The organism is Streptomyces sp. NPDC048353, assembly GCF_055587165.1.
This window is the reverse complement of record NZ_JBVJGU010000006.1, coordinates 1-25,443: the sequence shown is the minus strand read 5'-3', so window position 1 is coordinate 25,443 and position 25,443 is coordinate 1. Positions and strand designations below refer to the sequence as shown.

The 25,443-nt window shown below is 74.7% G+C and carries 17 protein-coding genes and 1 pseudogene; 13 read left to right on the top strand and 5 right to left on the bottom strand.

Annotated elements, in window-relative coordinates; translation table 11 throughout:
- Positions 1-84 precede the first annotated feature (84 nt).
- From ACZ6RC_RS22040 to ACZ6RC_RS22030, 3 genes are all read left to right on the top strand, one after another.
- Positions 85-873 (top strand): GNAT family N-acetyltransferase, encoded by a 789-nt coding sequence (locus tag ACZ6RC_RS22040; RefSeq protein ID WP_469585832.1) that lies wholly within the window; start codon positions 85-87, stop codon positions 871-873.
- Between the two features lie 161 nt (positions 874-1,034).
- Positions 1,035-1,982, top strand: a complete 948-nt coding sequence (locus ACZ6RC_RS22035; protein WP_469585829.1) for an NmrA/HSCARG family protein — start codon at positions 1,035-1,037, stop codon at positions 1,980-1,982.
- Positions 1,983-2,137: 155 nt separating this feature from the next.
- Positions 2,138-2,722 carry a hypothetical protein gene (locus tag ACZ6RC_RS22030; RefSeq protein WP_469585826.1) on the top strand — a complete coding sequence of 195 codons (585 nt, stop codon included), beginning with the start codon at positions 2,138-2,140 and terminating at the stop codon, positions 2,720-2,722.
- A gap of 152 nt (positions 2,723-2,874) precedes the next feature.
- On the opposite strand, the gene ACZ6RC_RS22025 is transcribed toward ACZ6RC_RS22030, so the two are convergent.
- Positions 2,875-3,306, bottom strand: coding sequence for a response regulator (locus ACZ6RC_RS22025; RefSeq protein WP_391132945.1), 432 nt, complete (start codon positions 3,304-3,306; stop codon positions 2,875-2,877).
- Positions 3,303-3,671 carry a hypothetical protein gene (locus ACZ6RC_RS22020; RefSeq protein WP_469585821.1) on the bottom strand — a complete coding sequence of 123 codons (369 nt, stop codon included), beginning with the start codon at positions 3,669-3,671 and terminating at the stop codon, positions 3,303-3,305. Before ACZ6RC_RS22020 ends, ACZ6RC_RS22025 begins: the two co-directional genes overlap by 4 nt.
- Positions 3,672-3,867: 196 nt before the next feature.
- On the opposite strand from ACZ6RC_RS22020, the gene ACZ6RC_RS22015 reads away from it, so the two are divergent.
- Both ACZ6RC_RS22015 and ACZ6RC_RS22010 read left to right on the top strand, forming a co-directional pair.
- On the top strand, positions 3,868-5,475 hold the full coding sequence (locus tag ACZ6RC_RS22015; RefSeq protein ID WP_453617646.1) for a sensor histidine kinase: 1,608 nt from the start codon (positions 3,868-3,870) through the stop codon (positions 5,473-5,475).
- Positions 5,472-6,687: pseudogene (locus tag ACZ6RC_RS22010) on the top strand (PP2C family protein-serine/threonine phosphatase). The gene ACZ6RC_RS22015 and the pseudogene ACZ6RC_RS22010 overlap by 4 nt, the downstream one beginning before the upstream one ends.
- 118 nt (positions 6,688-6,805) lie before the next feature.
- On the opposite strand, the gene ACZ6RC_RS22005 reads toward ACZ6RC_RS22010, so the two are convergent.
- The gene (locus ACZ6RC_RS22005; RefSeq protein ID WP_469586721.1) at positions 6,806-7,780 is read right to left on the bottom strand and encodes a GNAT family N-acetyltransferase; all 975 of its coding nucleotides are present in this window, start codon (positions 7,778-7,780) and stop codon (positions 6,806-6,808) included.
- Between the two features lie 211 nt (positions 7,781-7,991).
- Here ACZ6RC_RS22005 and ACZ6RC_RS22000 point away from each other — a divergent pair, with 211 nt between their 5' ends.
- The 7 genes from ACZ6RC_RS22000 to ACZ6RC_RS21970 all read left to right on the top strand — a co-directional run bounded on the left by ACZ6RC_RS22000 (position 7,992) and on the right by ACZ6RC_RS21970 (position 23,424).
- Positions 7,992-9,128 (top strand): trypsin-like serine protease, encoded by a 1,137-nt coding sequence (locus ACZ6RC_RS22000; RefSeq protein ID WP_469585816.1) that lies wholly within the window; start codon positions 7,992-7,994, stop codon positions 9,126-9,128.
- Positions 9,129-9,476: 348 nt separating this feature from the next.
- Complete coding sequence (locus ACZ6RC_RS21995) at positions 9,477-10,334, top strand: DUF4132 domain-containing protein (RefSeq protein ID WP_469585813.1); 858 nt, start codon at positions 9,477-9,479, stop codon at positions 10,332-10,334.
- Positions 10,335-10,450: 116 nt separating this feature from the next.
- The gene (locus ACZ6RC_RS21990) at positions 10,451-15,307 is read left to right on the top strand and encodes a DNA-binding protein (RefSeq protein ID WP_469586718.1); all 4,857 of its coding nucleotides are present in this window, start codon (positions 10,451-10,453) and stop codon (positions 15,305-15,307) included.
- A 151-nt stretch (positions 15,308-15,458) separates the two neighbouring features.
- Positions 15,459-16,616 carry an ATP-binding protein gene (locus ACZ6RC_RS21985; protein WP_469585810.1) on the top strand — a complete coding sequence of 386 codons (1,158 nt, stop codon included), beginning with the start codon at positions 15,459-15,461 and terminating at the stop codon, positions 16,614-16,616.
- Positions 16,613-20,410, top strand: coding sequence for a DUF5682 family protein (locus ACZ6RC_RS21980; RefSeq protein ID WP_469585807.1), 3,798 nt, complete (start codon positions 16,613-16,615; stop codon positions 20,408-20,410). The genes ACZ6RC_RS21985 and ACZ6RC_RS21980 overlap by 4 nt, the downstream gene beginning before the upstream one ends.
- On the top strand, positions 20,407-22,335 hold the full coding sequence (locus ACZ6RC_RS21975) for a hypothetical protein (RefSeq protein WP_469585804.1): 1,929 nt from the start codon (positions 20,407-20,409) through the stop codon (positions 22,333-22,335). The genes ACZ6RC_RS21980 and ACZ6RC_RS21975 overlap by 4 nt, the downstream gene beginning before the upstream one ends.
- 192 nt (positions 22,336-22,527) lie before the next feature.
- Complete coding sequence (locus ACZ6RC_RS21970; RefSeq protein WP_469585801.1) at positions 22,528-23,424, top strand: DUF817 domain-containing protein; 897 nt, start codon at positions 22,528-22,530, stop codon at positions 23,422-23,424.
- A 73-nt stretch (positions 23,425-23,497) separates the two neighbouring features.
- On the opposite strand, the gene ACZ6RC_RS21965 is transcribed toward ACZ6RC_RS21970, so the two are convergent.
- Positions 23,498-24,016, bottom strand: coding sequence for a hypothetical protein (locus ACZ6RC_RS21965; protein ID WP_469585798.1), 519 nt, complete (start codon positions 24,014-24,016; stop codon positions 23,498-23,500).
- The gene (locus tag ACZ6RC_RS21960) at positions 24,016-24,261 is read right to left on the bottom strand and encodes a helix-turn-helix transcriptional regulator (protein WP_055639523.1); all 246 of its coding nucleotides are present in this window, start codon (positions 24,259-24,261) and stop codon (positions 24,016-24,018) included. The genes ACZ6RC_RS21965 and ACZ6RC_RS21960 overlap by 1 nt, the downstream gene beginning before the upstream one ends.
- 452 nt (positions 24,262-24,713) lie before the next feature.
- On the opposite strand from ACZ6RC_RS21960, the gene ACZ6RC_RS21955 reads away from it, so the two are divergent.
- Positions 24,714-25,184, top strand: a complete 471-nt coding sequence (locus ACZ6RC_RS21955) for a lamin tail domain-containing protein (protein ID WP_469585794.1) — start codon at positions 24,714-24,716, stop codon at positions 25,182-25,184.
- The last annotated feature ends 259 nt before the right edge of the window (positions 25,185-25,443 follow it).

The window sequence follows — 25,443 nt, the reverse complement described above, 5'->3', positions numbered from 1 at the left end:
CCCGGGGGCCCCGGCACCGCGCCGGCCGCGCCCCGGAGCGGCCCCTCCCCGTGGCCGGTCCGGCCGCCCCCGTACGCTGGGCGGGTGACCCTGCGCGCTCTGCACGACCGATCCGCCCTGGCCGCCCGTTTCGGAGGCGACCCGGCGATGCACCTGATGGAACTGGGCGACCTCGACGACCTGTTGTGGCCGTACACCAGCTGGTACACGGTGTCGGAGAGCGGGCCGGTCGCGCTCCTGTACGCGGTCGGTGACATCCCGACGCTGATCGCCCTCTCCCGGCCCGGGCAGGCCGCGGAGCTGGAGGAGCTGATCGGCGCGCTGCTGCCGGTCCTTCCCCGGCGCTTCTTCGGGCATCTGACCGGGGAAGCCGCCAAGGTGCTGGAGTCCGCGTACGCGGCCGAGCGGAACGACGCCATGCTGCGCATGGCGCTCACCGACCCCGGCCGCGCCGCCGCGCACCCGGCCGGCCCGTGGCGCCCCGCCCCGCTGAGCCGGGCCGACCTCCCGGAGCTGCTGGCGCTGTTCGAGCGGGCGTATCCCGGGAACTGGTTCGACGCCCGGATGCTCGACACCGGCCAGTACGTCGGCGCCCGCCGGGACGGGCGGCTGCTCGCCGTCGCCGGGGTGCACGTCTACTCGCCCGCCTACGGCGTCGCCGCGCTCGGGAACGTCACCACCCACCCGGAGGTACGCGGGCAGGGAGCGGGCGGGGCCTGCGTGGCCGAGCTGTGCCGAGGGCTCGGCGAGTCCGTGGACCACATCGGGCTGAACGTCCGGGCGGACAACGCCACCGCCATCGGCCTCTACCGCAAGCTCGGCTTCACCGAGGTGTCGGAGTACACCGAAGGCACCTTCGCGGCCCTGTCGTAGCCCTGCCGTAGCCCTGTCTCAGCCCCGCGCCCGGAGCCCGGCGCCGTCACCCTCCTGCGGGGGCAGTAGGGGCAGCCCCGGCGTGTACAGCGGGGCGGAGGGCCCGTCAGCCGTAGGTTCGCCCCGACGGCAAGGCGGCTGGGCCAGGGAGTGTGCGTGCGATGGACGACCGGCGGATCATCACCGTGTTCGGCGCGACGGGGCAGCAGGGCGGTGGACTCTGCCGCGCGATCCTCGCGGACACGGACGGCGATTTCGCCGTCCGTGCGGTGACCCGGCGGCCCGAATCCGACGGGGCCAGGGAGCTGGAGCGGCTCGGCGCCGACGTCGTCCGCGCCGACATGGACGACGAGGCGACGCTCGGTCCCGCGCTGGAAGGGGCATACGGCGCATTCCTCGTGACGAACTTCTGGGAGGACATGTCCGCCGCCCACGAGAAGAAGCAGGCGGCGGCGCTGGCGCGGGCGGCCGGGCACGCGGGCGTGCAGCACGCGATCTGGTCCACGCTGGAGGACACGCGTGACTGCATCCCGCCGGACGACGACCGGATGCCCACCCTGCAGGGCGTCTACAAGGTGCCGCACTTCGACGGCAAGGCGGAGGCCGACCACTTCTTCAACGACGCCGGGGTGCCCACGACGTTCCTGCGGGCCACGTTCTACTGGGAGAACCTGCTGGAGATGTTCCCGCCCCGGCGCGGCGAGGACGGAACCCTCGAACTAGCCTTTCCCATGGGCGACAGCCGCCTCGCGGGCATCGCCGTCGAGGACATCGGCAAGACCGCCCTCGCCCTCTTCTCCCGGGGCACCGACTTCATCGCCGCGACCGTCAGCATCGCCGGCGAGCACCTGCCGGTCGCCGACATGGCGGCCGCGCTGAGCGACGCGCTGGGGGAGCCGGTGCGCTACCGCCCCGTCACACCGGACGCCTTCCGCGCCCAGGGATTCCCGGGCGCGGACGAGGCCGGCAACATGTTCCAGTTCTACGCCGACTGCGAGCAGACCTTCACCAGCGCCCGCGACCTCGACGCCGTCCGTGCCCTCAACCCCGATCTCCAGGACTTCCGCACCTGGCTGTCCACCCACCGCGACCGATTCCACCTCGCCTGAAGCACGGCCCGCTCGGGGCGGGCCCGTTCGCGGGCCCGTTCACCGGCCTGTGAGCTACGGAAAGAGCGATCGCGGTGTGTAGCGCCGCGTGCACGCCTAGCATCGGAAACCGTTCCTGACCCGCCCGGGGCAGTCCGTGGGAAAGCGAGTCGCCGATGCGTCACACCACCCTCCGCCGGTCCTTGATCGCCGCAGTGCTCCTCGCGGGGTCGGTGGCCTGCGCCGCCCCCGCGTCCGAGCCCGGTTCCGACGGCGAGGGAACGCCGGAGGCACAGTCCCCCACGAGCGTGGACAGTGCGACCGGATGCCCGGACGCGGCCCTGCTGGAGCCCGTCCTCGGGCGGCCGCCGTTCCATCTGGCGCGCCACGTCGCCTGGGGCGACGGCGGATGGCACTGCCGGTACGAGCCGGCGGGGCGCAACCCTCTCGGCTTCCGCCTCGACGTCTTCGCCCGCCCGAAGGACGCCAGCATGGGCAAGCCCGGCACGGCGTCCGGCTTCGGGGCGCTCCCCGCGTTCGGCCAGGAGGCGTCGTTCCGCACGAGCTGCCCCGACGACCCCGGCACCGGCCGTCTGAGCGCCCACTTCGCCCGCAAGGGGGGACAAGCGGCCAACACGCAGGAACTCGTCTTCGAGTCGGCCGGAGACGTGATCCACGACTGCGACCGCCAGCTCCCCCTGATGAAGGCCCTCGTCAAGGTGTTCTACGACCATCAGATCGACCCGCCGGCCCGGGGCTGAGGTCCCGGCGGGCCCGAGGCGCTCCCGCAGCCGGAGACGTGCCGGCAGCCCGGGACGAGCCTACGGCCGGAGACGCGCCGAGGCGGCAGCCTCCCCGGCTGCCGCCTCGCCTACGCGTGTCTCGAAAGTCCCGTCCGGCCGTGGGCCCAGGTTCAGGCGCGCGGCGCCCGGGTGGCCGTGTCGAGGTAGAACGCGTCGATGCTCTGGACCGCCTTCTCGAACTCGTCGAGGTTGACCGGCTTGGTCACATAGGCGTTGGCGTGGCTGTGGTACGCGCCGGCGATGTCCTCCGGGGCGGACGAGGTGGTGAGGACGACCACCGGGATCGACTGCAGGGCCTCGTCCGTCTTCAGGATCTGGAGCAGGTCCCGGCCGTTCATCCGCGGCATGTTGAGGTCGAGGACGATGAGGTCGGGCCGGACGGTCCCCGGGGCGCGCAGGTGCTCCAGCGCGGCGACCCCGTCGGTGACCTGGACCAGATTGCGGGCACCGCGCTCGGAGAGCGCTTCCTCGATGAGCATGGCGTCGGCCATGTCGTCCTCCACGAGCAGGACGTCGTAGGCGCGGGCGGGGGCGGTCATCATCGGTGCTCCGTGGGGTTGTCGCAGGAGTGGTTCAAGAGTCCGGGCCAGCGCCGTCGGGCGCCCTGCCGCGTGATGGCGCAGGCGTCGCCGAGCTCCGGATAACCGGCGCCCGCACGGGCCGCGTCCGCGGCCGCGTTCTGCTGGAGGCGCTCGGCCGCCTTCCGTACCTGGTCCAGTACGTGCAGCAGGGCCAGCGCCTGACGGGAGCTGTCCGCCTGCGGCTGCGGCTGCGGTGGGGTCGGGCCGCCCGGAAGCCGTCCGCCGGACAGCATCTGACGGGTGAGGCGCTGCGCCAGATCGGCCACCGCCGAGTCGGCGAGGGCGGCCGCCCGCTCCGGCGGCGGTGCGAAGTTCTTACCCGGCATGCCTGGCACTCTAGGCCCTCGGCAGGACCTCGACAACAATAGTTGTCCTCCGGCACTTATGGTGTGCAGGCCGCACATCGACGGGGCAGTGATCCCGGCGGCGGCCGGACAACGGTCCGCGCATGGCGCGGACGGCGTCCGGCCGTGGTGCGGACGGTGTTCACGAAGAGTCGAGACGACGGCGGAGGGTAAGGCGATGACCGGCGAAAAGGGGCTGCCGCGCCCGCGGGGTCTGTCCACATGGACGACCCGGCGGTGGCTTCGTGTGGGCGTGGCCTCGTCACTGGTGGTCCTGACCCTGCTCGGTCTGGTGGGCGCCTGGGTCCTGAGCCGGACGGCCTCGATCAGCCAGGAGCTGGTCGACGTGAAGTCCACGGCGCTGACCTCCGCGATCCGTCTCGAATCGGCCATGCTCAACCAGGAGACCGGAATCCGCGGTTACGGCCTCACCGGCAACGCGGACTTCCTCGTCCCGTACGACCGTGGGCTGAAGGACCAGCGGGAGTCCTCCGCCCGGCTCTCCGCACTGGTCGAGGACGACGCCTCCGCGGTGGCCCGCCTCGGCACCGTCGACCGGGCGGTCGAGAGGTGGCAGCGGATCGCCCGGCCCATCGCCGCCTCCCCGCCCGGCACGCCCGCCCCCGCGGGCACTGTGCGCGCCGCCGAGGGCAAGGCCGCCTTCGACACCCTGCGGACGGCGATGGCCGACCAGCAGCGGGAGCTCCAGGCCGACACCACGCGCGCGCGAAACGACCTGGTCTCCACCATGCGCCTGCGGAACTGGGTCTTCAGCGCGATCGTGGTGGTGATCGCCCTGCTCGCCGGACTGGTCTTCGAGGGGCTGCGCCGCGGCATCACCATGCCGCTGGAGAAGCTCGGCGCCGACGCCCGGGCCGTCGCCGCCGGTGACTTCGCCCACCCCATCACCCCCACCGGCCCCGCCGACCTGCGTCGGCTCAGCGCCGAGATCGACACCATGCGGCAACGGCTCGTACGGGAACTCGCCTTCACCGAGGAGGCGCGCCAGCGCCTCGACGCGCAGGCCGCCGATCTCAAGCGGTCCAACGACGAGCTGGAGCAGTTCGCCTACGTCGCCTCCCACGACCTCCAGGAGCCGCTGCGGAAGGTGTCCAGCTTCACCCAGCTCCTGCAGCGCCGTTACGGCGGACAGCTCGACGCCAAGGCGGATCAGTACATCGCCTACGCGGTCGACGGCGCGAACCGCATGCAGACCCTGATCAGCGACCTCCTCGACTTCTCCCGGGTCGGCCGGGTCCACCACACCCACCAGAGCATCGACCTCGACTCCGTGCTGAAGCAGACCCTGTCGTCCCTCAGCATCAGCATCGAGGAGACCGGCGCGGAGATCACCCACGACCCGCTGCCGAGCCTGCTCGCCGACCCCACGCAGATGGAGATGCTCTGGCAGAACCTCGTCGGCAACGCCGTGAAGTTCCGCCGCCCCGGGGAGGCCCCGCGGATCCACGTGTCGGCCGAGCGGGAAGGCGAGCTGTGGCGGTTCGCCGTCACCGACAACGGCATCGGCATCGCCCCCGAGTACGCCGAGAAGGTCTTCGTGATCTTCCAGCGGCTCCACACCAAGGACGTCTACAGCGGCAGCGGCATCGGCCTGGCCATGTGCAAGAAGATCGTCGAGTTCCACGGCGGCACCATCGCCGTCGACCCCGCGTACACCGAGGGCACCCGCATCACCTTCACCCTCGCCACCGCACCGCGCGAGAACACCGAGCAGGTGCAGGACGAGCCGGAAGCCGGTCACGAGCCCGCGGAGCGGGTGTCATGACCGAGAGCACACCCCAGCCGACCGAGCCGACGTACCGCATCCTGCTCGTCGAGGACGACGAGGCCGACGCCCTGCTGGTCGAGGAGTTGCTCCACGACACCGGACTGCGCTTCGAGCTGACCACCGCCGCCACCCTGGCCGCGGCCCGTGTCGAGCTCGCCGGCCGCCCGTTCGACTGCATCCTCCTCGATCTGCACCTGCCGGACCTCTCGGGCGCCGTCGGCGTCACCACCGTCCGTACGCTCGCCCCGCACACCGCCGTCGTGGTCCTGACCGGCCTCTCCGAGCGGCAGGCGGGCGCCGACGCCATGGCCGCCGGCGCGCAGGACTACCTCGTCAAGGGCAAGGTCGAGGCGGACCTGCTGCGCCGCACGGTCCGCTACGCCGTCTACCGCAGCAAGACCGAACGCGCGAGCGCCGAGGCGCAGGCCGTGCGCCTGCGGGCGGAGGAGAACGCCCGTCTGGAACGCGGACTGCTGCCGCAGCCGATCCTCGACACCAGCACCGTCACCGTCACCACCCGCTATCTCCCCGGCCGGGAGCAGGCCCTGCTCGGCGGCGACTTCCTCGACGTGGTCGAGGGCGACGACGGCGAGCTCCACGCGGTGGTCGGCGACGTCAGCGGGCACGGACCCGACGCCGCCGCCCTCGGCGTCTTCCTCCGCATCGCCTGGCGGTCCCTGATCCTCGGCGGCCACCGCGGCCCCGACCTGCTCCACCTGCTCGAACGCATCCTGATCGCCGAGCGCGGCGAGGAGTCCGATCGCCGAGCGCGGCGAGGAGTCCATGTTCGCCACGTGCAGCCTGCTCACCCTCGACCAGGAGGTGGGTACCGCCACCCTGCACCTGGCGGGCCACGACGCACCCCTGCTCACCACCGCGGAGGGCACCCGCGAGACCCCCTCCGCGCACGGTCTCGCCCTGGGCATAGCCCCGCACCTGCGGTGCTGGCCGGCCACCGTCATCCCCCTCCCCAGGACCGGCGCCCTGACCCTGTACACGGACGGGCTCACCGAAGGGCACAACGGCACGGCGGACGAACGCCTGGGGGTCGAGGGGCTGGTCGCCCTGATCGAGAAACTGCCCCCGTCGGACCCCGGCGCACACGTCGACCTCCTCATCAAGGAGACCCGCGCCCTGAACGCCGGGCGGCACACCGACGACCTCGCCGTCCTGCGTCTGGACTGGAGCAGACGGGAGCGGGAGGCCTGAGCGGCTGACCGCCGCCTTCGCGGGGCGCTCCCGTCCCGGCCATAGGCCCCGCCCGTCGCCGTCCTGCTCGGTCCCGGCCGGGGCGGGGTGGGGCCTGGGCCGGTGGTGGGGGCTGCGGTCAGGGAGCGGCGGGCGCGTCGTCCCAGGCCAGCGACGCCATACGCCATCCCGCGGGCGTCCGCAGGAACTGGGTGGTCTTGTGGCCGGAGCCCTCGAACCACTCGCCGTGGAGGAAGCCGGACTTGCGGTATTCGCTGAACCGGTGGGCGATCGACCCGAAGACCTCGGTCCGTTCGGAGACCTCCCACTCCGAGAACTCCGTCAGCGTCCCGTCGGTGAGCATCCTCCGCCGGGGCTCGATGAACGCGTCGAGGTCGTGGACGACGGGGTCGCCCCCGAGGTTCGCGATGATCCGCCCCTCCGGGATGAAGAGGTCGCGGATGACGTCGAGGTCCGGCCGGCGGCCCCCGGTGTTGGTGAAGGCCCCGACGAACGTGCCCATCAGCCGGTCGAGTTCGGCCACGACGCCGGACCTGGCGGCCGCCTCCGCGTCGGCGGGCCACTCGTCGGCCAGGATCGACCAGACCTCGCTGTCCTGCCGCTCGCCCCGGTAGGCGAAGTTCCGTCGCAGCACGCCGTCGCGGCTCATGCCCAGACGGCGGGCGACGGCGATGCTGCGCGTGTTGCCGGCGGCGACCCACCATTCGACGCGGCTCATACCGCGTTCCCGGAACGCCCAGTCGATCAGCACCCGGCAGGCCCGGGTCACCAGGCCCCGTCCCTCCCCGGCCCGCTCCGTCCAGCAGCCGATCTCGCTCACCCCGGCGGGGCTGTCGAAGCGGGTGAACATGACGCCGCCGACCAGCGTCCCTTCCCGCCAGATTCCGTAGATCCGTCCGCCGTCCTGCGCCTGGCGGTCGGCGTAGCGGCGGAGGGTGGCGGTGGCCGACTCCAGGTCGGTGCTGAGGGAGGCCCACGGGATCCACGGGTCCACGGAGGCGCGCGCACGGTCGATGTGCGCGAGGAACTCCGGCGCCTGCCAAGGCTCCAGCGGGCCGAGCCGGGCATCGTCGCCGAGCGGCAGGGTGAACATGGGCGCCTCGCTCTCCTGGGTACGTAACAAGCGTTCGGTACGTACGTTAGCAGCGGCCGGTTCCCGTACGGAGCCCACGGAGGTCGGTGGTCGTTCGATCCGGCCATGGCCGAGGCGCATGGTATGGACCTGACAAGTGCGACGGGCTAGCGTGACCGCCATCCGTCCTGAGAGCGCTCTCAGGATCCCCTTTCCACGCCCGGAGGTACTTGTGAGACGTACATCCGCCCTGTGCGCCGCCGCGGCCTTCATGCTCAGCCTCGGCCTCGGCGCCGCCTACACCGGCCCGGCGAGCGCCGCCCCCGTCGGCGAGGCCACGGTGTCCGAGGGCCTCCTCGACGCCATGAGCCAGGACCTCGGCCTGACAAAGAGCCAGGCCCGGGACCGCCTGGAGGCCGAACGGACGGCGGCGCGCGTGGAGCGCGACGCCCAGCGGACCGCCGGTCCCTCCTACGGCGGCGCGTGGTTCGACCCGACCGCGGGACGGCTTGTCGTCGCCCTCACCGATCGCGGGGAGGAGGCCGACGTCCGCGCTCTGGGCGCCGACACCCGGCTCGTCCGGCACAGCGCCGCCGCGCTCGACCGCACGAAGACCCGCCTCGACGCGCTATCCGCCCCCGACGGCGTCGCCGGCTGGCACGTCGACCCCCGCTCCAACAGCGTCGTCGTCACCGTCGTCCGCGCCGACCGGTCCCGAGCCGCCGTGCGCGCCTTCGTCGACCAGGCCCGTGCCACCGGCCCCGTCACCGTCGAGGAGACCGCGGCCGCGCCCCGTACGTACGCCGCCGGAACCGTCGGCGGCGACCCCTACTACACCGGCAACGTCCGCTGTTCCATCGGCTTCTCCGTCTACGGCGGCTTCGTCACCGCCGGACACTGCGGACGGGCCGGGGCCGCCGTGCGCGGCTGGGACGGCTCCGCGATGGGGACGTTCCAGGGCTCCTCGTTCCCCGGCGACGACTACGCGTACGTGAGCATCCACAGCGGCTGGTGGACCGTGCCCGTCGTCCTCGGCTGGGGGACCGTTCCGGACCGCCTCGTCCGCGGCTCGGCGGAAGCCCCCGTGGGCGCGTCGATCTGCCGCTCCGGCTCCACCACGCGCTGGCACTGCGGCACGGTCCTCGGCAAGAACCAGACCGTCAACTACAGCCAGGGCGCCGTGCACCAGATGACGAAGACCAGCGTGTGCGCGGAGGGCGGCGACTCGGGCGGCGCCTTCATCAGCGGCGACCAGGCCCAGGGAGTCACCTCCGGAGGCTGGGGCAACTGCTCCTCCGGCGGCGAGACCTGGTACCAGCCCGTCAACGAGATCCTCGGGCGCTACGGACTGACCCTGCACACCGCCTGACTTTCTCTCCCCCCCCCGCACCGGCCGTGCCGGCCCCTTCCACAGGCCGGCACGGCCGGTGCGTCCGCGTCGAGGCCGGCGCCCCCGGTGGGACGTGACCGACCGCCCTCCCCTTGCCGCCCCGGGCTCGCCCCCGTCGCCCTCCCGGCCGCGCTCGCCCTCGTCCGCAAGGCGCGCACCCGCGCAGCGGTGTGACGTTCCGTCCGCCGTCCCCGCGCCGCCTTTCCCCACCCGAGCGTGCGTTGTCAGTGGCCCTCGTTACTGTCCTCTCATACCGCGGTTCAGGGGCTTCGACCCCGTCGTTCGAGCTGCGCAGATTCTGACGGAACAGGCGGAGGGGCACGGCTGATGGCGTGGCTGGCAGCGGGTGAGGCGTACGAGATCACCCTCGAGGACGGGCGTGTGGTCGCACGACGCGCCGGGGGACGGCAGTTGAAGAGCCTGCCGAAGGCATTGCGGGACCATCCGGACGTCGATCGGCTCCGGCGCCTCGCCGAATGGCTGGACCGGCACGTCGCTTCCTGCGTCGCTCAGGTCGACACCTGGATGGTGTCCTCGCTCCCCGTGCCCACCGAGCTGATCGCCCGCGTGTGGCCCGACGAGGCGTGGCAGTCCGCCCTGCGCGACATGGCCGTGGTGGGCGACGACCCGGACGAGGTCGGCTTCCTGCGCGACGCCACCGCGGACGGCGAGCTGAAGGTCGTCGACCTCGACGGCGAGACGGTACGGCTCTCCCCGCGCACCGTGACCTTCCCGCACCCCGTCCTCCTGCCGGACCTCGACGACGTGCGGGACTTCGCCGCCGAACTGGGCATCACCCAGCGGGTGGAGCAGATCCACCGCGCCACATGGGCCAAGCCGGACGCCGCGCACCCCGCGACGGCGACGGAGTCACGGGAGTACGCGGGCGGGAAGTTCGCCTCCCGCTTCGGCCTCGCGGCCCGCGCCACGAGCCTCGGCTACCGCGTCTCCGGCGGCTACGCCACGGCCAAGGTCCGTGACGGCGGACGCGGCACGGAGGCGTCCGTCTGGATCGGCGAGCCGTACTGGGACGGGGAGTCGGAGACCGGCGCGCTCAGCTGGCACGACGAGGACGGCCGCGCGATACGGCTGAACGACGTCGGGCCCGTCGCCTGGTCCGAGGGGATGCGCATGGCCGCGGCGCTCTACGCCGGCCGCACGATCGAAGAGGGTGGGGACGCGTGACCAGCACGACCGCTTCCGGCGGCACGACGACCGCGGCCGGCACGCCGGCTTCCGGCGACGACACCGCGACGACCGGGACCGCCTCCGCCCACGCGGAGCTGCTCAAGGCCGGGGCCGTGCTCCCGGTCGGCACCGAGGACGCGGGCGCCTCGGCGGTCGCGCTGACCGCGCGGAGCTACGGCCATCCCGTGCTCGGCGAGGACCGGGTCGTCATCCGCCTCGCCGCCGCCGAACTCGGCCCCGCCGAGGACCTCGCCGCCGGCTTCCTCGGCCTCGAGCCGCAGGGAGAGCCGGTCGTGGTGGGCATCGGCCGGCGCCAGGAGCTGGGCTTCCCGGAATGGGTGCTGGTGCACCACCCGGAGGACGGGCACCACGCCCTGGCGGTCGTGCCCGAGCTGGACCGACTGGCCCGGCAGGCGAAGACCAAGCCCAAGGCCGCCCTGGACGCCTGCCAGGAACTGGCCGGGCGGCTCGCCTCCGCCGTCCCGCACTTCCTGCCCGTCTTCTACGAACAGACCGCGCGGATCTTCCTCGCCGTCGAGAACACCACCTACGCCGGCCAGCTGTTCGGCCGCGCCCGCACCAGCGAGGCCCAGCACGGGCTGGCCGTCGACGAGGACCGACTCGACGCCGTCTTCCTCGAGTTCGCCCTCGCCGGGGCGCTGCCGGTGAAGGTGCTGAGCGGCTACGGCAAGGAGCTCGCGGCCCGGCTCGACCCCGCCGAGGCATACGCCCGCTACCGCCGGCTCTGCGTACGCCGCACCGCGGGCGGACTCGCCCCTTCCGCCCAGGCCGCCGTGGAGCTGCGGCGCCTGGCCCGCGCCGCCGGCCTGTCCGGCGACGAGGCGGAACAGGAGTACCTCGCCGAGCTCCTGCCGCTGCCGGCCACGCTGCGGGCCGCCTCCGGCTGGTGGAAGTCGCACCGCGCGGCGCTCGTCGCCCTGGCCCGCCGTACCCCGGCCGTACGCGGCACGCTGCTGTCGATGACCCCGCCCGGGGACGACGGCGACCTGAGCGACCGCTGGCTGGGGATCCTCTCCGAATCGGGCGCCGACGCCGGTCTGACCGCGGACGTACCCCCGGAGGAGCGCTGCGCCGACGGCGCCGCGGGCTGGCTGGAGCGCTACCACGCGGCCAGGCACCGGGGTTGGGGCCCGCGCCCCACACCGCCCGCCCTTCTGGACCTCGTGCGACGCGCTGCCGGGCGGCTGCGCGCCGACCTGGCGGCCCGGCCCGCCGGTGAGGAGGTCCTGCGGATCGGCGTCGAGGACGTCGACCTCCTCGACCTGCTGCTCTCGCTGGGCATCCCGGTCGCCGACCCGACGGCCGACGCCCGCAACGGCCACCGCGATGTCCTCAACCTCACGGACTGGGCCGCCGGAGAGAGCCGCCGGGACCTCGTCGCGCTCGAAGCCGACCCCCGCTTCCGCCCCGCCTTCCGGCGCAGCGCGGACAACTGCACCGAAGGCCCCGCCGGGGTGACCGTGATGCGCCGCCTCGCCGAATCCGCCGGCGGCCGGCCGATGCTCACCGAGTGGATGCGCGAGGTGGCCGGCGCCTCGGTCGCGGCCGGACTGCCCGGTCTGCCGAAGGCGATCGCCCGGCTGTCGTGGCTGCCCGCCGAAGCCCTGGCGCTCGCGCCGCGGGAGGTCGCGGCCGCGGTCGGCGCCGACCTCGGAGCCGCCCTGGCACGCACCCTGCGCGGCGGCCTCTTCGAGGAACTGACCTGGCCGGCGTGGGAAGAGGCCCTGGCGGAACTGGCCCCGGGGCGCCACCACGTCGACGACCTGACCGTCGTCGAGGCCTGGCCGTACCTGATCGTGGCCAGCACCAGCCAGGTCCGCGTCATCGACGCCGACTCCACCGTGCTCACGCACGACCTGCGCGTACCCCAAGGCTCCCACCGCCGGTACGGCTTCCACTACGTGGACGGCGCGCTGCTCGTGTTCTGGAGCGGCTACGGCCACAGCGCAGGCACCCAGGCCTACTGGCACACCGCGCCCGACCACGTGTTCACCCTGGACGGGCCCGGCTATTGGTCCTTGCGCTCGGAGCACCTCAGCCTTCCGCTGCCCGGCGGCGGCCGCACCACCGGCGGCGGTGTCCTGCACCGCGGGGACACGAAACTCCCGGCCGAACGCCCGGTGCTGTCCGACGGCACCTCGTACTGGGTGTGGGAGCAGGGCGAGCGGCACGGCGACGGCGGCTGGGCCGAGTACGACCCCGCCCAGGGCGTCCACGGCCGGCGCTCGCAGCCCGGCTTCCTCGCCGACGCGCTGCGCCCCCACCCCGCCGGAGCCGAGCTCGCCGCGTACTCCTCGTGGGTACGGCCCGCGGTGACGGCGAACGGCCCCGTGCCGGGCACGTCCGCGGACGGCCTGCTGGGCTGGCGGGTCGTCCGGCTGCCCGGCGGCGGCTGGTACGCCGAGGACACCGCCGGGCGGGCCGTCACCGTGCCCCGGGGCTCCGTCCTGCCGATCGCCGCCCTCACCTTCCCCGGTGACGACCGGCCCCGCGCGCTGACCCACCAGTGGCGCGCCCTGTCCCTCCACGACCCGGACGGCGTGGTCACGACGACGAGCGCCGGCGACCGGAGCGAGCTGTACGGCACGGCCGCCGCGGCCCTCCCGCCGCTCGCCTTCCTGCACATGCTGCGGCCCCGTGACCCGCGCGGGTCGGCCGCCCTGCGCGCCGCCGGCGCGGAGAGCGCCGGCACCCTCCTGAAGGCGGCCGCCCTGGCCGACCGCGCGGCGGACCTTCCGGCGCTGGTGAGCACCGCGCTGCCCGCACTCACCGCCCCCGAGCTGATCGCCGGCGTGGCCAAGGCACTGGCCTTCGCCGTCCGGCAGCGCAAGGCCCTGGACGCCGTGGCCGCCCGGCTCGACCCGACGGCCGGACCCACGGCGCCCCGCGTCGAAGGCCCCGCGGACTCCCTGATCGCCCAGGCGTTGAACGGAGTCACGGCCTCCGGGTACTCCCGGTGGGGCGCCGACTCCGACGTGACCCACCGCTTCCTGAACGGGCTGGCGGCCGCCCGGGCCGACACCTCCGCCACGCCACCGCCCGGACGGGTCCACTTCGACCTGCCGACGCTGCCATACTCCGGCCTGCCCTTCACCCCCCTCCTGGACGACCCGGCCGCCCTCGCCTACCGCGCCGTCGCGCCCGGAAGCGATGCGGAGCACCGGGCCGCGCTGCTCGACGTGCTCGGCCTGGTCGACACCCTTGGACTGGCCTCGGCGGCGGGCTCGGCCGGCCACTGGCGCCGCGTCCTGGTCCACCTCGGCACGACGTATCTGCACACCCCCGACGGCCTGGAGCGCGGCCACGCCCACCGCAGCGTGCTCCCGCTCGGCGGCGGAGCGGCCCTCGGCATCACCGAGCACCACGCCGGCGTCGACGACGGGCGGGAGTTCGGGGCGCTGCTGTACGACCCGACCGGCCGTTTCGAGGTCCCCGCCCCCTACACCGTGCGCGACGTCACGGCCGTGGGGGACCGCACCCGCGGCCCCGGCTGGCTGACCGCCTTCCTCCGGGAGGCGCAGGCCCACGCCGAAGCCCCCTTCCTCCCGGAGGCGGCCGAGGAGTTCGGGCGTCTCACCGGCACGTCGAAGGCGCTGGCCCGGCTCGTCCTCGCGGGCATGCCGGGCGTGGACAGCTGGGAGAACAACTTCCTGCCGGCGGAGCTCCGCAAGACCCTCGGCCTGAAGGTGGCCGAGGCGCGGGAGGCCCGTGACCAGCTCCGCACGCTCACCGTCGAGGTGCGGCGGGCCGTGGTGGCGGCGCTCGTCCCCGAGGACCCGGCGCGGCTGTGGAGCGACGGTCCCGACGCGGCAGCGGCGGCGGCCGTGTGGAACGCCCGCGTGGGACGGCGGACGCCGGTGCCCGACTGGCTGGCCGCGGAGGCGGCGCGGGCCGCCCGCGGGGGCTGGCCCGTCCACCAGGCGCTCTCGGCCCTGCTCGACCCGGCGTCGTCCACGGAGCTCGGCGCCGACGTCCCCTGGCACATCGAGGGCGACAAGGCGGCGACCGTCGCCCCGGCCGAGGCTCCGTTCACCTCGACCGTGCTGACGGGCGCGATGGGCCTGACGGCCTGGCTGGCCCACCGGCTGCCCGCCGGCGATCCCGTCCGGGCGACGCTGCCCAGCGCGCTCAGCGCCGTACGGCAGCGCCTGGCCGCACCCGAACTGCTGCTCGCGGCCGGGCACTACACCAGCCTCGCGGACTTCCGGAAGGTCGCCGGAACCCCGACCGAGACGGCACCCGACCACGAGCGGTACGGCGCGGTGCTCATGGCCACGTACGACGGTCAGCCGCAGCCGGCCGTGCGCCCCGTGCTGCTGGACTCCACCGGATCCGACCCGTACCTGCCCGCCCTGCGCGGCCAGGACCAGCAGCCGACCGCGCTGGAAGCGGCGCTGCGGCGCGCACACGACCCGGCGTTCGCACGGCTCCTCGCCGACCCCGGCGCCCCCGCGGCCGGAGAGCGGGACGCGGAGGGCACGTGGTGGCCGCAGGACCCGTCGCGGTCGGTGCCCGCGCTGGTGGCGGAGGTCGCCCGGGCCCACGCTCTGGGGGCCGACGCGGCGACGCTGTACCTGACGCTGCTGGCCATGCCCGACCCCACCGACCGCAACACCGCGCGGTGGACCGGATGGAAGCCGGCCCGCCTCAAGGCGGCCCGAGCCGAACTGGCCGCCACGGACCTGGTGGTGTCGGCGGTACGGGCCCGCGCGGGACGCTCCCTGTTCCTGCCCGGCGGCTGGGCCGAGCAGACGTCACCCGGGCTCCCCGTCGAGCAGTGGAAGCTGCCGATGTACGGGCCCGTGGCGGGCGGCAGGCCGGTCCTGGGCGCCCTGGTGCCGACCGAACCGGCCACCGAGCTGTACGCCCGGGCGTGGCAGCGGATCCTCGACGGCGACGTCCCGCGCTTCGAGGAGCTGAAGGTCCGCCGCACCAGGCGCCGCCGCTGACCCCCGCCGCCGTCCAGAGCGGCGCGACCGCCACCGCCCTGGTACGGACGAGGACGGCACGGGCCGCGCCGTCCGCCCTCAGGCGCGGCGCACCCCCCCCGGGTGCGCCGCGCCGGCCACCCGTACCCGAACCACCCGGAGGAACACCCGCATGACCCTCACCGACCAGCCCGCCCCCGCCGCCCGGCAGATCCAGCCGGCCGAGGAGCGGTACGCGGCGGAACTCGCCTTCCTCGCCGCCCAGGACCCCGGCCCGCGCCCGCCCGGCTGGGCCCTCACCCCGCGCGCGGCCGTCACCTTCGTCTGCGGCAGCGACGGCAAGGAACTCGCCCTTCCCGGACGCCGCGCCGGGCTGCCGGCGAAGCAGGCGATCGCGCCGAAGTTCGTCGGCGAACGCGCCCTCGTGGAACGCTGCGTGGTCACCCTGGCCGGCGAGCGCGGACTTCTGCTCACCGGCGAGCCCGGCACCGCCAAGTCCATGCTGTCCGAGCTGCTCGCGGCCGCCGTCAGCGGCACCAGCGCCCTGACCGTGCAGGGCACCGCGGGCACCACCGAGGATGCCTTCCGCTACGGCTGGAACTACGCCCTGCTGCTCGCCCAGGGCCCCACCCGCCAGGCCCTCGTCGACTCTCCCGTGCTCGCCGCCATGCGCACCGGACGGGTGGTGCGGGTCGAGGAGATCACCCGCTGCCTGCCCGAGGTGCAGGACGCCCTGGTCTCGATCCTGTCCGACCGCCGCATCACCGTGCCCGAACTGACCGCCACCGAGGACGCGGTGGTCGCCGCGGTCCCCGGCTTCACCGTCATCGCCACCGCCAACCTGCGCGACCGGGGCGTCTCCGAGATGTCCGCGGCGCTGAAGCGACGGTTCAACTTCGAGACCGTGGACCCGATCGCCGACGCGGACGCCGAGGCCGTCCTCGTCCGCCGCCAGGCCGTCGCGGCGGTGCAGCGCGCGGGCGCGGCCTTCGGGGTCGACGACGCCGTCCTGGACGCCCTGGTCACCGTCTTCCGGGATCTGCGCTCCGGGCGCTCCACCGAGGGCTGGGACGTGGAGCGGCCCGGCACGGTCATGTCCACCGCCGAGGCGGTCCAGGTGGCGGCCTCCCTCGGCGTCGCGGCCGCCTACCTCCCTGGCGGGGACGCCCTGGACCTGCTGCCGGGACATCTCCTGGGCGTCGTCCGCAAGGACGACCCGGCCGACCACGCGCGGCTGCTCGGCTACTGGGACGGGCCCGTCCGCCGCCGCGCCGAGAGCGGCTCGGCGATGTGGCGCCGCCTCTGGGACCTGCGCGGGAGCCTGCGTTGACGACCGTCGATCCACGCACGGCCGTGGACGCGCTGGCCGCCTCGCGCGAGCCGTACCTCCTGGGGGTGCGCCACCACAGCCCGGCCCTCGCCGCCATCGTGCCCGCGCTCCTGGAGGAGGCGGACACCGAGGTGGTCTGCGTGGAGCTCCCGGCCGACTTCCAGCCCTGGCTGGAGCATCTGGCCGACCCGGAGACCGTCGCCCCGGTCGCCCTCGCCGGGACCGGCGCGGGCGGACGGCTGTCGTTCTACCCCTTCGCGGACTTCTCCCCGGAACTGGCCGCGGTGCGATGGGCCCGGGCCCGCGGGGTGGAGGTCGTCTGCTGCGACCTGCCACTGTCCGACCCCGGCTGGGTCGCCGACGCCACAACGGATACGGAGACGGGCGCGGCCACGGGTACGGATGCGGGACCCGCGGGGAGGAGCGAGACGCGGGAGGGGCGCCCTTCCTTCGCCGGGGCGCTCGCCGCCGCCGGAACCGGGCGGGACGGCGAGGACCTGTGGGACCGGGCCGTGGAGGTCCTGGCTCCCGGCTGCACCCCGGAAGCGGTACGCCGCGCGGCCCTGGGCGTCGGCTGGGCCCTGCGTTCCGACGCGCCCGTGCCCGCCACCGACCTCGCCCGCGAGGCCCGGATGCGACAGGTCGTCACCGAGGCATCGGCGGGCGGCCGTCGGGTCGCCGCCGTGATCGGCGCGTTCCACGCCCCCGCCCTGCTCGCCGCACCACGCGCCTCGGCCGACACGTGCCCCGGGGGCGGGGCGCCGCAGACCGGCTGGAGCGGCTCGGCGGCCACGACCGCGCAGGAGGCCGTCCACCCGGCCGTATCGGCGGACGGTCCCACCGAGACCCGGCCGCGGACCGCGCCCACCGCGTCGAAGAGTGGCGCGGCCACGAAGGGCTCCGTCACGACGAAGAACACCGCAGCCACGAATGGCTCCGCCACAGCGAAGAGCACCGCGCCCACGGGAAGTTCCGCCGTGGCCGGTGCGGTGACCTCCTTCGTGCCGTACTCCTTCGACCTGCTCGACTCCCGGTCCGGCTACCCCGCCGGAATCCGCGACCCGCTGTGGCAGCAGGCCGTCCTCGCCGCCGCCGGCGACCCGGACCGCGTCCGCGAGGCGGCCGGTACCGCGATCGTCGGTCTCTGCCGGGAAATGCGCCGCGCGGGCCACACCGCGGGCACCGGCGAAGCCGCTGAGACGCTGCGTCTCGCCTGCGACCTGGCCGCGCTCCGCGGACTGCCCGCGCCCGGGCGCGGGGAACTCCTGGAGGCCGTCACCACCGTCCTCGGACAGGGCGAACCCCTTGGCCGGGGCCGGGCGCTCGCCCGCGCGCTGGAGGCCGTGCTCATCGGCACCGCCCGAGGCCGGACCAGCCCGCACGCACCCCGCTCCGGTCTCGGCCCCTCGGTCGAGGACGAGCTCACCCGACTGCGGCTGCCCCGCCCGGACGAGCCCGAGCCCCGCGAGGTCCGCCTGGACCCGCTCCGTTCCCCCCTCGACGGCCGCCGCGAGGTGCTGCTCCAGCGGCTGCTGGTCATCGGCGCCTCCTACGGCGAACCCCTCGCCGTCGCGGCCACCGGGGACGGCACCGCGCTCGGCACCAAGTGGCGGCTGAACTGGACGCCGTCCGTCCCCGCGCGACTCGACCTCGCCGGAGTCCGCGGAGTCACCGCGGCCCAGGCCGCCGCCGGCACCCTGAGCGAGACGGCGCGCCGCGAGGCCGCCGAGGGCGGCCCCAGCCCGGACCAGATCCTCGCCGGCCTGACCGCCGCCGCACGCTGCGACCTGCCCGACCTGGTCGAAGCACGGCTGCGCGAGGCCTCCGCCGTCCTCCCCGACACCGCCGGCCTCCCCGAACTCCTCGCCGCACTCGACCTCTTGGAGGGCCTGCGCCGCGGCCACTACCCCGGCACCACGGCCGAGACGCACACCCTCGCCGGAGCGCTCTCCGGCGAGCTGCTGGAGGCCGCCGTACGGTCGCTGCCCGGGCTGGCGGGAAGCGACTCCGCCGCCGACGCCGGGGCGCTGGTGGCGCTGGCGGACCGGACGGCCGCCCGGCACCTCGGCATCCGGATGGACCAGGCCCTGGCCGAACTCGCCGACACGGCCGCGCCCTTGATGCAGGGCGCCGCCCGGGCCGTACGCGTGATGCTCGACCTGGACCCCGCCGCGGGCCTCGGCGAGCGGGTGGCCGGCTGGATCGACGGGGCGACCGCCCCCGACACGCGACGCGCGCTCACGAAACGCCTCGCGGGTCTCCTCACGGCCGCCGGACCGCTGCTCCAGGCGTCCCCGGAGGCGCTCACCCCGCTCCTCGACCGGGTCGACTCCCTGGCCGACCAGGACTTCCTCGACCGGCTGCCGGCCCTGCGGGGCGGCTTCGACGCCCTGTCGCCGGCCGCCCGCGACCGGATGCTGGCCACGGTGACCGAGCGCCTCGGCGACCGGCTCGACCTCTCCCTCGACGCCCCGCCCGGACTGCTCGCCCTCTGGGCGGCTGCCGACGCCGCAGGACTGGCCGCGCTCAAGGCCCTGCCCCTCCCCGGCCCCCAGGCGCACGGCCGGCCCCCGGCCGCCGCCGACACCCCGCCCCGCCCCGCCCCCGAAGGTGCGGACGACGCCGTACCGGCCGGCCACCCGACAGGCCCGGGCGCGGCAGGGACGTCCGACCGGAGACTCGGCCCCGCCGACCGGTGGCGGCTCCTCCTCGGCCGCCACGCGGACCGGCTCAGCGCCGACGCCCGCCGCTACGCCCGGGCCCTGGACGAGTTGTACGGCGGCGGACGCGGAGAGGGCGCCGACGACGTGGGCGGCGCATCCGGTCAGGGCGGCGGCCAAGAGGCCTCCTTCCCGTCCGCCCGCGAGTGGTCGCAGGAGCTGGAGGCCCTCTTCGGGGCCGACGTACGCGAAGAGGTCCTCGCCGACGCCGCGGACGCGGGCCGCTCCGACGTCCTCACCCAGCTCGACCCGGCGGCGGTACGCCCCTCGGTGGAGCTGCTGAGTTCGGTCCTGTCCCTGGCCGGCGGCATGCCCGAGTCCCGGCTCGCCCGGCTGCGACCGCTGGTCAAGCGGCTCGTCGACGAGCTGGCGCGGGAACTGGCCACCCGGCTGCGCCCGACGCTGGCCGGCCTGTCCACCCCGCGCCCCACCCGTCGGCCCGGTGGCCGGCTCGACCTCGCCCGCACCCTCCGCGCCAACCTCGCCCACACCCGGCGCACCGACGACGGCCGTGTCGTCGTCGTACCGGAACGGCCGGTGTTCAGCACGCGTGCGGGCAAGGAGTCGGACTGGCGCCTCGTCCTGGTCGTCGACGTCTCCGGCTCGATGGAGGCCTCGGTGATCTGGTCGGCCCTGACCGCCGCGGTGCTGGGCGGCGTTCCGACCCTGTCCACGCACTTCCTCGCCTTCTCCACCCAGGTGGTGGACCTGACCGACCGGGTCGAGGACCCCCTGTCGCTGCTGCTTGAGGTCCGGGTCGGCGGCGGTACGCACATCGCGGCCGGACTCGCACACGCCCGTTCGCTGATCACCGTGCCGAGCCGCACCCTTGTCGTCGTGGTCAGCGACTTCGAGGAAGGCGCACCGCTCGCCGGGCTGCTGGGGGAGGTGCGCGCGCTGGCCGCCTCCGGCGCACACCTGTTGGGCTGCGCGGCGCTCGACGACTCCGGGACGCCTCGGTACTCGGTGCCGGTGACCCGCCGACTCGCCGCCGCCGGCATGCCGGTGGCCGCCCTCAGCCCGCTCGCCCTCGCCCGCTGGGTGGGCGACCGCCTCCGTGGAGAACCCCGTTGAGCACCGAACTCCTGCCTCCCGTCGCCCCCGACGTCCTCGCCGAAGCCGTGGAACAGCTCAGCGCACGGCTCCGCAAGAAGCTCGACGCCGCGATCGCCGGCTGCGCCGCGAACGCCGCCGTGGCGGGTGACGGTGCCGTCGAGGTGCGCTTCGGCGAGGACGCGGTGGTCACCCTGCGCCCGGCCCCGTCGGGCGCGGTCACCGATGCCGGGCAGGCGGTCTGCACCTGCCTGCTTGCCCCGCGCTGTCTGCACCGGGCCGCGGCGCTGGGCGCCGCTCCCCTCGCGGACGCACCGACACGGCCGGAGGCACCGGAGGAGACGGCCTTCGCCCCCGAGCCGCCCGCCGGACCCGCCGACGAGCCGGCCGGATCCACCTCGGAGATCCCGCCCGGGACGAGCGAACCCGGGCTCTCCGCCGGGACCACCGTCGACCACCGGGCCGCGCCCGGCCCGGCTTCGACGGCCGGCCCGGCCCCCTCCGCCGATCCCGCCCCCGTCAGTGCCGCCGCCGCCGCGCAGGTCCGGGCGGCGACCGCGCTCTGGGAGGCGGCCGCCGAGGCGCTCTCGGCGGGTGTCTCGGCGGGCGGGGCGGTGGTCCAGGCCGAGCTGCTCCGCGCCGCCCACACCGCCCGGCTCGCCGGGCTGCCCCGCGCCGAGGCCGCCACGCTGCGCGTCGTCCGCGGACTGCGCGCGGCCCGCGACCGGAGCCAGGGGCAACGCATCGGCGACCTCGCGGCCGCCTTCCGGGAGCTGCTGGCCGGCGCCGCGCTGCTCGCCTCGGGATCCGCCGCCCCCGACGCGGCCGGCACGACCCGCCGCGCCTACGCACAGGGCGGCAGCCTCCGGGTGTACGGCCTGTGCCGGGAACCGGTGCTCTCCGCCACCGGGTACGGCGGCGTGGCCACCCACCTCACGGACCACGAGGGTGCCTGCTACACGGTGTCCGACGTACGCCCCGGGGGACTGGCCCGCGCCCGGGGGGCGGGGGCGGCGTCCGTGGCGCTCGGCGGTGCCGTCCTCGATCACGCCGGGCTGGCGCGCGGGGGCCTGCGGATCGTCGGCGCGACCGTCTCCCCGGACGGGCGGCTCGGGGCGGGCAAGGGCGTGAGCGCGACTCCGCTGCGCGGGGTGGACTGGACCGAGGAGCCCGCGGCCGCGCTCTTCGCCCGACCCGTGCACGAGGCGATGGCCGCCGCGCTCGCCGGCGGCCCGACCGAGAACGGTGAGACCGTGACGCCGCTGCTCGGCTGCGACGTGGAGGTGGTCGGCCCGGCGGGGGAGTACCTCGTGGTCCGGGTCGCCGGAGACGGCTCGTTGCTCCGGCTGCACCCGGCCCACCCCCATCCGGAGCTGCCGCACGCCGCCAACCTGCGCCGGCTCGCCCGGCACCCGGGACTCGCACTGCGGGTGCTGGGCCGCCCCGATCTGGACCGGGCGGCGACCCTCCGGCCCCTGGCGGTGGGCCCGGTCCCGGGAGCGTCGCACACGCTCCGCCTGCCGGAGGAGTGGCGGGGCCGCGCCGACCTGGGATACGACCGCCTCCAGGGCAGCCACTTCCCGCGCGGGACACCGGGCCCCGAGGCGTGCGCCCCGGCGGCGGAGGGGCCGGATCCGCTGGCGGACGCCCCGCTGTGGCGGGTGCGGCGGCTGCTGGAGACGGGCATCGCGGGCGGGCGACGGGCGGTCGCCGAGGCAGGCCGCGGCTCGGACACGGCGGCCCTCGTCGCGCCGCTGCGCAGGGCGGGTTTCGGCGGGGCGGCGGAACTGGCGGCTGCCCTGACGGCGGAGGCGGCCCACCGCCCCCGCGACGCCTTCGGCCGTCTCACCGACGCGTCGGCCGACGGCTACGCCCGCGCCTGGCTCGCGTCCGCCGTCCACCTTGCGGCGGCCGAACGGTCCCTGGTCGCGGCCTCCTGGTCGTGACCTCCGCGACCGGGCCCGCGGCGGCCATGCCCTCCGAACCTCCGCGACCGGGCCCGCGGCGGCCATGCGCTCCGAGGCCATGTCCTTCCGCGACGGTGATCAACCGGCCCGAAGGCCGCGGGGGCATGGCCGGGCGGGTGCGTTTGCGCTGGTCGGGAACCGAAGCAGGCCACGGGTACGTCATGCTCGGGCATGACGTACCAGCGGATCCTCCACGGCTGCGCGCAGTTCTGGCGTTTCGGGCTCGACCAGGTCCGGGCCGTCGCCTTCGCCGTCGTGCTCGTCGGCGGCATCGGGGCCTCCCGGCTGCTGCCCGCCGATCTGCCGGTCGCGCGCTACGACCTGCTGCTGCTCTTCGGAGTGGCGCTGACGGTTCTGGCCCGCAAGGTCGGCTGGGACGGGCCCCGGGACACCGCCGTGATCCTGGGCTGCCATCTCGTCGGGCTGCTCTTCGAGCTGGTCAAGGTACGGATGGGCTCGTGGAGCTATCCGGAGGACGCCGTGTCCAAGATCGCGGGTGTCCCGCTCTACGGCGGGTTCCTGTACAGCGCCGTCGGCAGTTACTGCTGCCGGGCCTGGAAGATCATGGACCTGTCGCTGTCCCGCTACCGGCCCCGCATGATGGCGGTGCTCGCGGCCGCCGTGTACCTCAACTTCTTCAGCCACCACTGGCTGCCGGACGTCCGCGTCCTGCTCGCCCTGCTGCTCGTGGCCGCCATGGCCGGGACCTGGGTGCACTTCACCGTGGGCGCCGCGCGCTACCGCCTGCCGCTGGCCCTGGCGTTCGCGCTGATCGGCTTCTTCCTCTGGGTCGCCGAGAACGCGGCGACCTTCGTCGGCGCCTGGAGCTACCCCCACCAACTCGACGGCTGGCAGCCGGTCCCCCTCGCCAAGTTCGGCGCCTGGGCCCTGCTGATCAGCGTCACCTTCGTCCTCGTCGCCCGCACCCGTACTACCCCGGACGCACCTTCCTCCGCGCCCCCGGCGCCCCCCGGCCCGGTCGTGGCGGTGCGGGTGGCTCCCGCCGGCCCGTGGCGGTCCCCGGCCCGCCTGTCCCGCGTGCTGCGGAGGAAGCGCCCGGTGGGGTGAACCCCGGCCACGGCCGTGCGTACCGCGGACCTCTCCCGGTCCCCGGTACGCACGGCGCGCGGTCCGACCGGCGCTACGCCTCGGCGTCGACGTCGTCGTCGCGCAGGTCGTCCTGGACGCGCAGCCCCGCCACCCACAGGGGCATGATCCAGTGCACGGCCAGCACCCCGAACAGGACCGGGGCGACCTCCGCCCGGAGAGGCTCGTCCGTCAGGGTGCCGTAGGCGACGGCTCCGATCGCCGCGGCGATGAGGAGCCACAGGGTGGCGCGGTGGGACAGGGCGCGCACCCGGTCGCGCTCGATGAGCTGGCGCTCGTCGAGCATCCGGCCGCGCAGTTCGAGCAGTCCGCGCGTGGAGCCGTTGAGGAGACCGGTGAGCAGGACCCAGGGGAGCAGGACCACGGCGATCACGGCGGCCGGCCAGAACCAGGGTCCGAAGACCGTGGCGATCCAGGCGCCCACCCCCACCGCAGTCAGGGCGACATGGGCTGCCACCACCGCCCGGCGGCGGCCCGCGGTGGCGTGGAACCTCGCTGCCCGCCGGTCGTTCATCACCTGGTACATGCGCCGGTCGTAGCGCGTCGTGGTCATCACTGCTTCCTCCCGTAAACCTCGTCGGTGAGCGGCTGGAACGGCTCCAGGGAGAACAGCGCCTCCACCGGCAGGCCGAAGAACCGGGCCACTTTCAGCGCCAGATCGAGGCTGGGGTTGTACTGGCCGCGCTCGATGTAGCCGATGGTCTGGTAGTGGACACCCACCGCCTCGGCCAACGCCTGACGAGACACCTTCCGCTCAGCCCTGACAACCGCCAGCCTGTTGTGCACCTGCTCGCTCATGTATAAGAAGTACTACATCTCGACGGGTACATGCAACAAGATCGCCGACCGTCACCTCGGTCCGCCGGGCTTGGTCGTGCATGCGTACGAGAAGGCTTCGCGTGAACGAAGAAACGTGCGGAACAGCCGTGACGTGGGCCCGTACCCCGGTCGGAGCAGTGCGCCGGGTGCCGTTGCGCGCGGATGCGCCGGCGTCCATGCGGGGTCGCCCTTGATCACCACGGGGTGGGTGTAGGGGTCAGCGAATGTCAGGATCACGACCGATACGGGTGTTTGACGTATACAAGCGACAGTTACGGAAATGTCCGCGTTCGGTAACGGCAAGCGGTCGGGCTGTCGGCGCGCTCCGAGGAGCCGCAAGGTAGGCGTCCTCGGCCCACACCGGACCGAGGCCGCACCCACATCCACCGGGAGCCTTCCGGTGGAGAAACGTTCTTGAGGGGACATCACCCATGTCTGCTTCTTCGACCGCCCGCCGCATCGCGGCGACCGTCCTGGCCGCCGGCGCGATCACCTCCGCCGCCGCCCTGCCGGCCGCCGCCCACGACGGCGACCGCCACCAGAAGCCGCGGGTCGAGATCAGCCGCGTCCAGGCCGACAGCCCCGGCCGCGACAACCGCTCCAACCGGTCGCTGAACGCCGAATGGATCGAGATCACGAACACCACCCGTCACTCGGTCAACCTCAAGGGGTGGACGCTCCGCGACGACGACGGAAACCGCTACACCTTCGACCGCGTCCGCCTCGCCGGCCGCGCCACCCTCCGCATCCACACCGGCGAGGGCCGCGACACCCGGACCGACCTCTTCCAGGACCGCCGTGACTACGTGTGGGACGACCGGCGCGACAAGGCCATCCTGCGCGACGACCACGGCCGCACCGTGGACACCCACTCCTGGGGTCACCACCACCACCGCCGCTGACCCCCGGCCTGTCCGGCCCCTCCCCCCGAGACCGTCGCGGCCGGAGGGGCCGGACAGGCTTCGCTGAACCCCGTACACCTGTGCGCCGGGCAGTCCGAACTGCCCGGCGCACCCGTGTGTCCACGCCCCGCCCGGCCGCTTGGCGGAAGGGCTGATCGTTTCTGCGGTGAGTGTGTCCCGAACGCGAGGAGGAGTTCGACGTAGGTAGAGCGCCCTCTTTGCGGTGCTGCGTGAATGATGAAGGTTTGGCCCTTCGGAG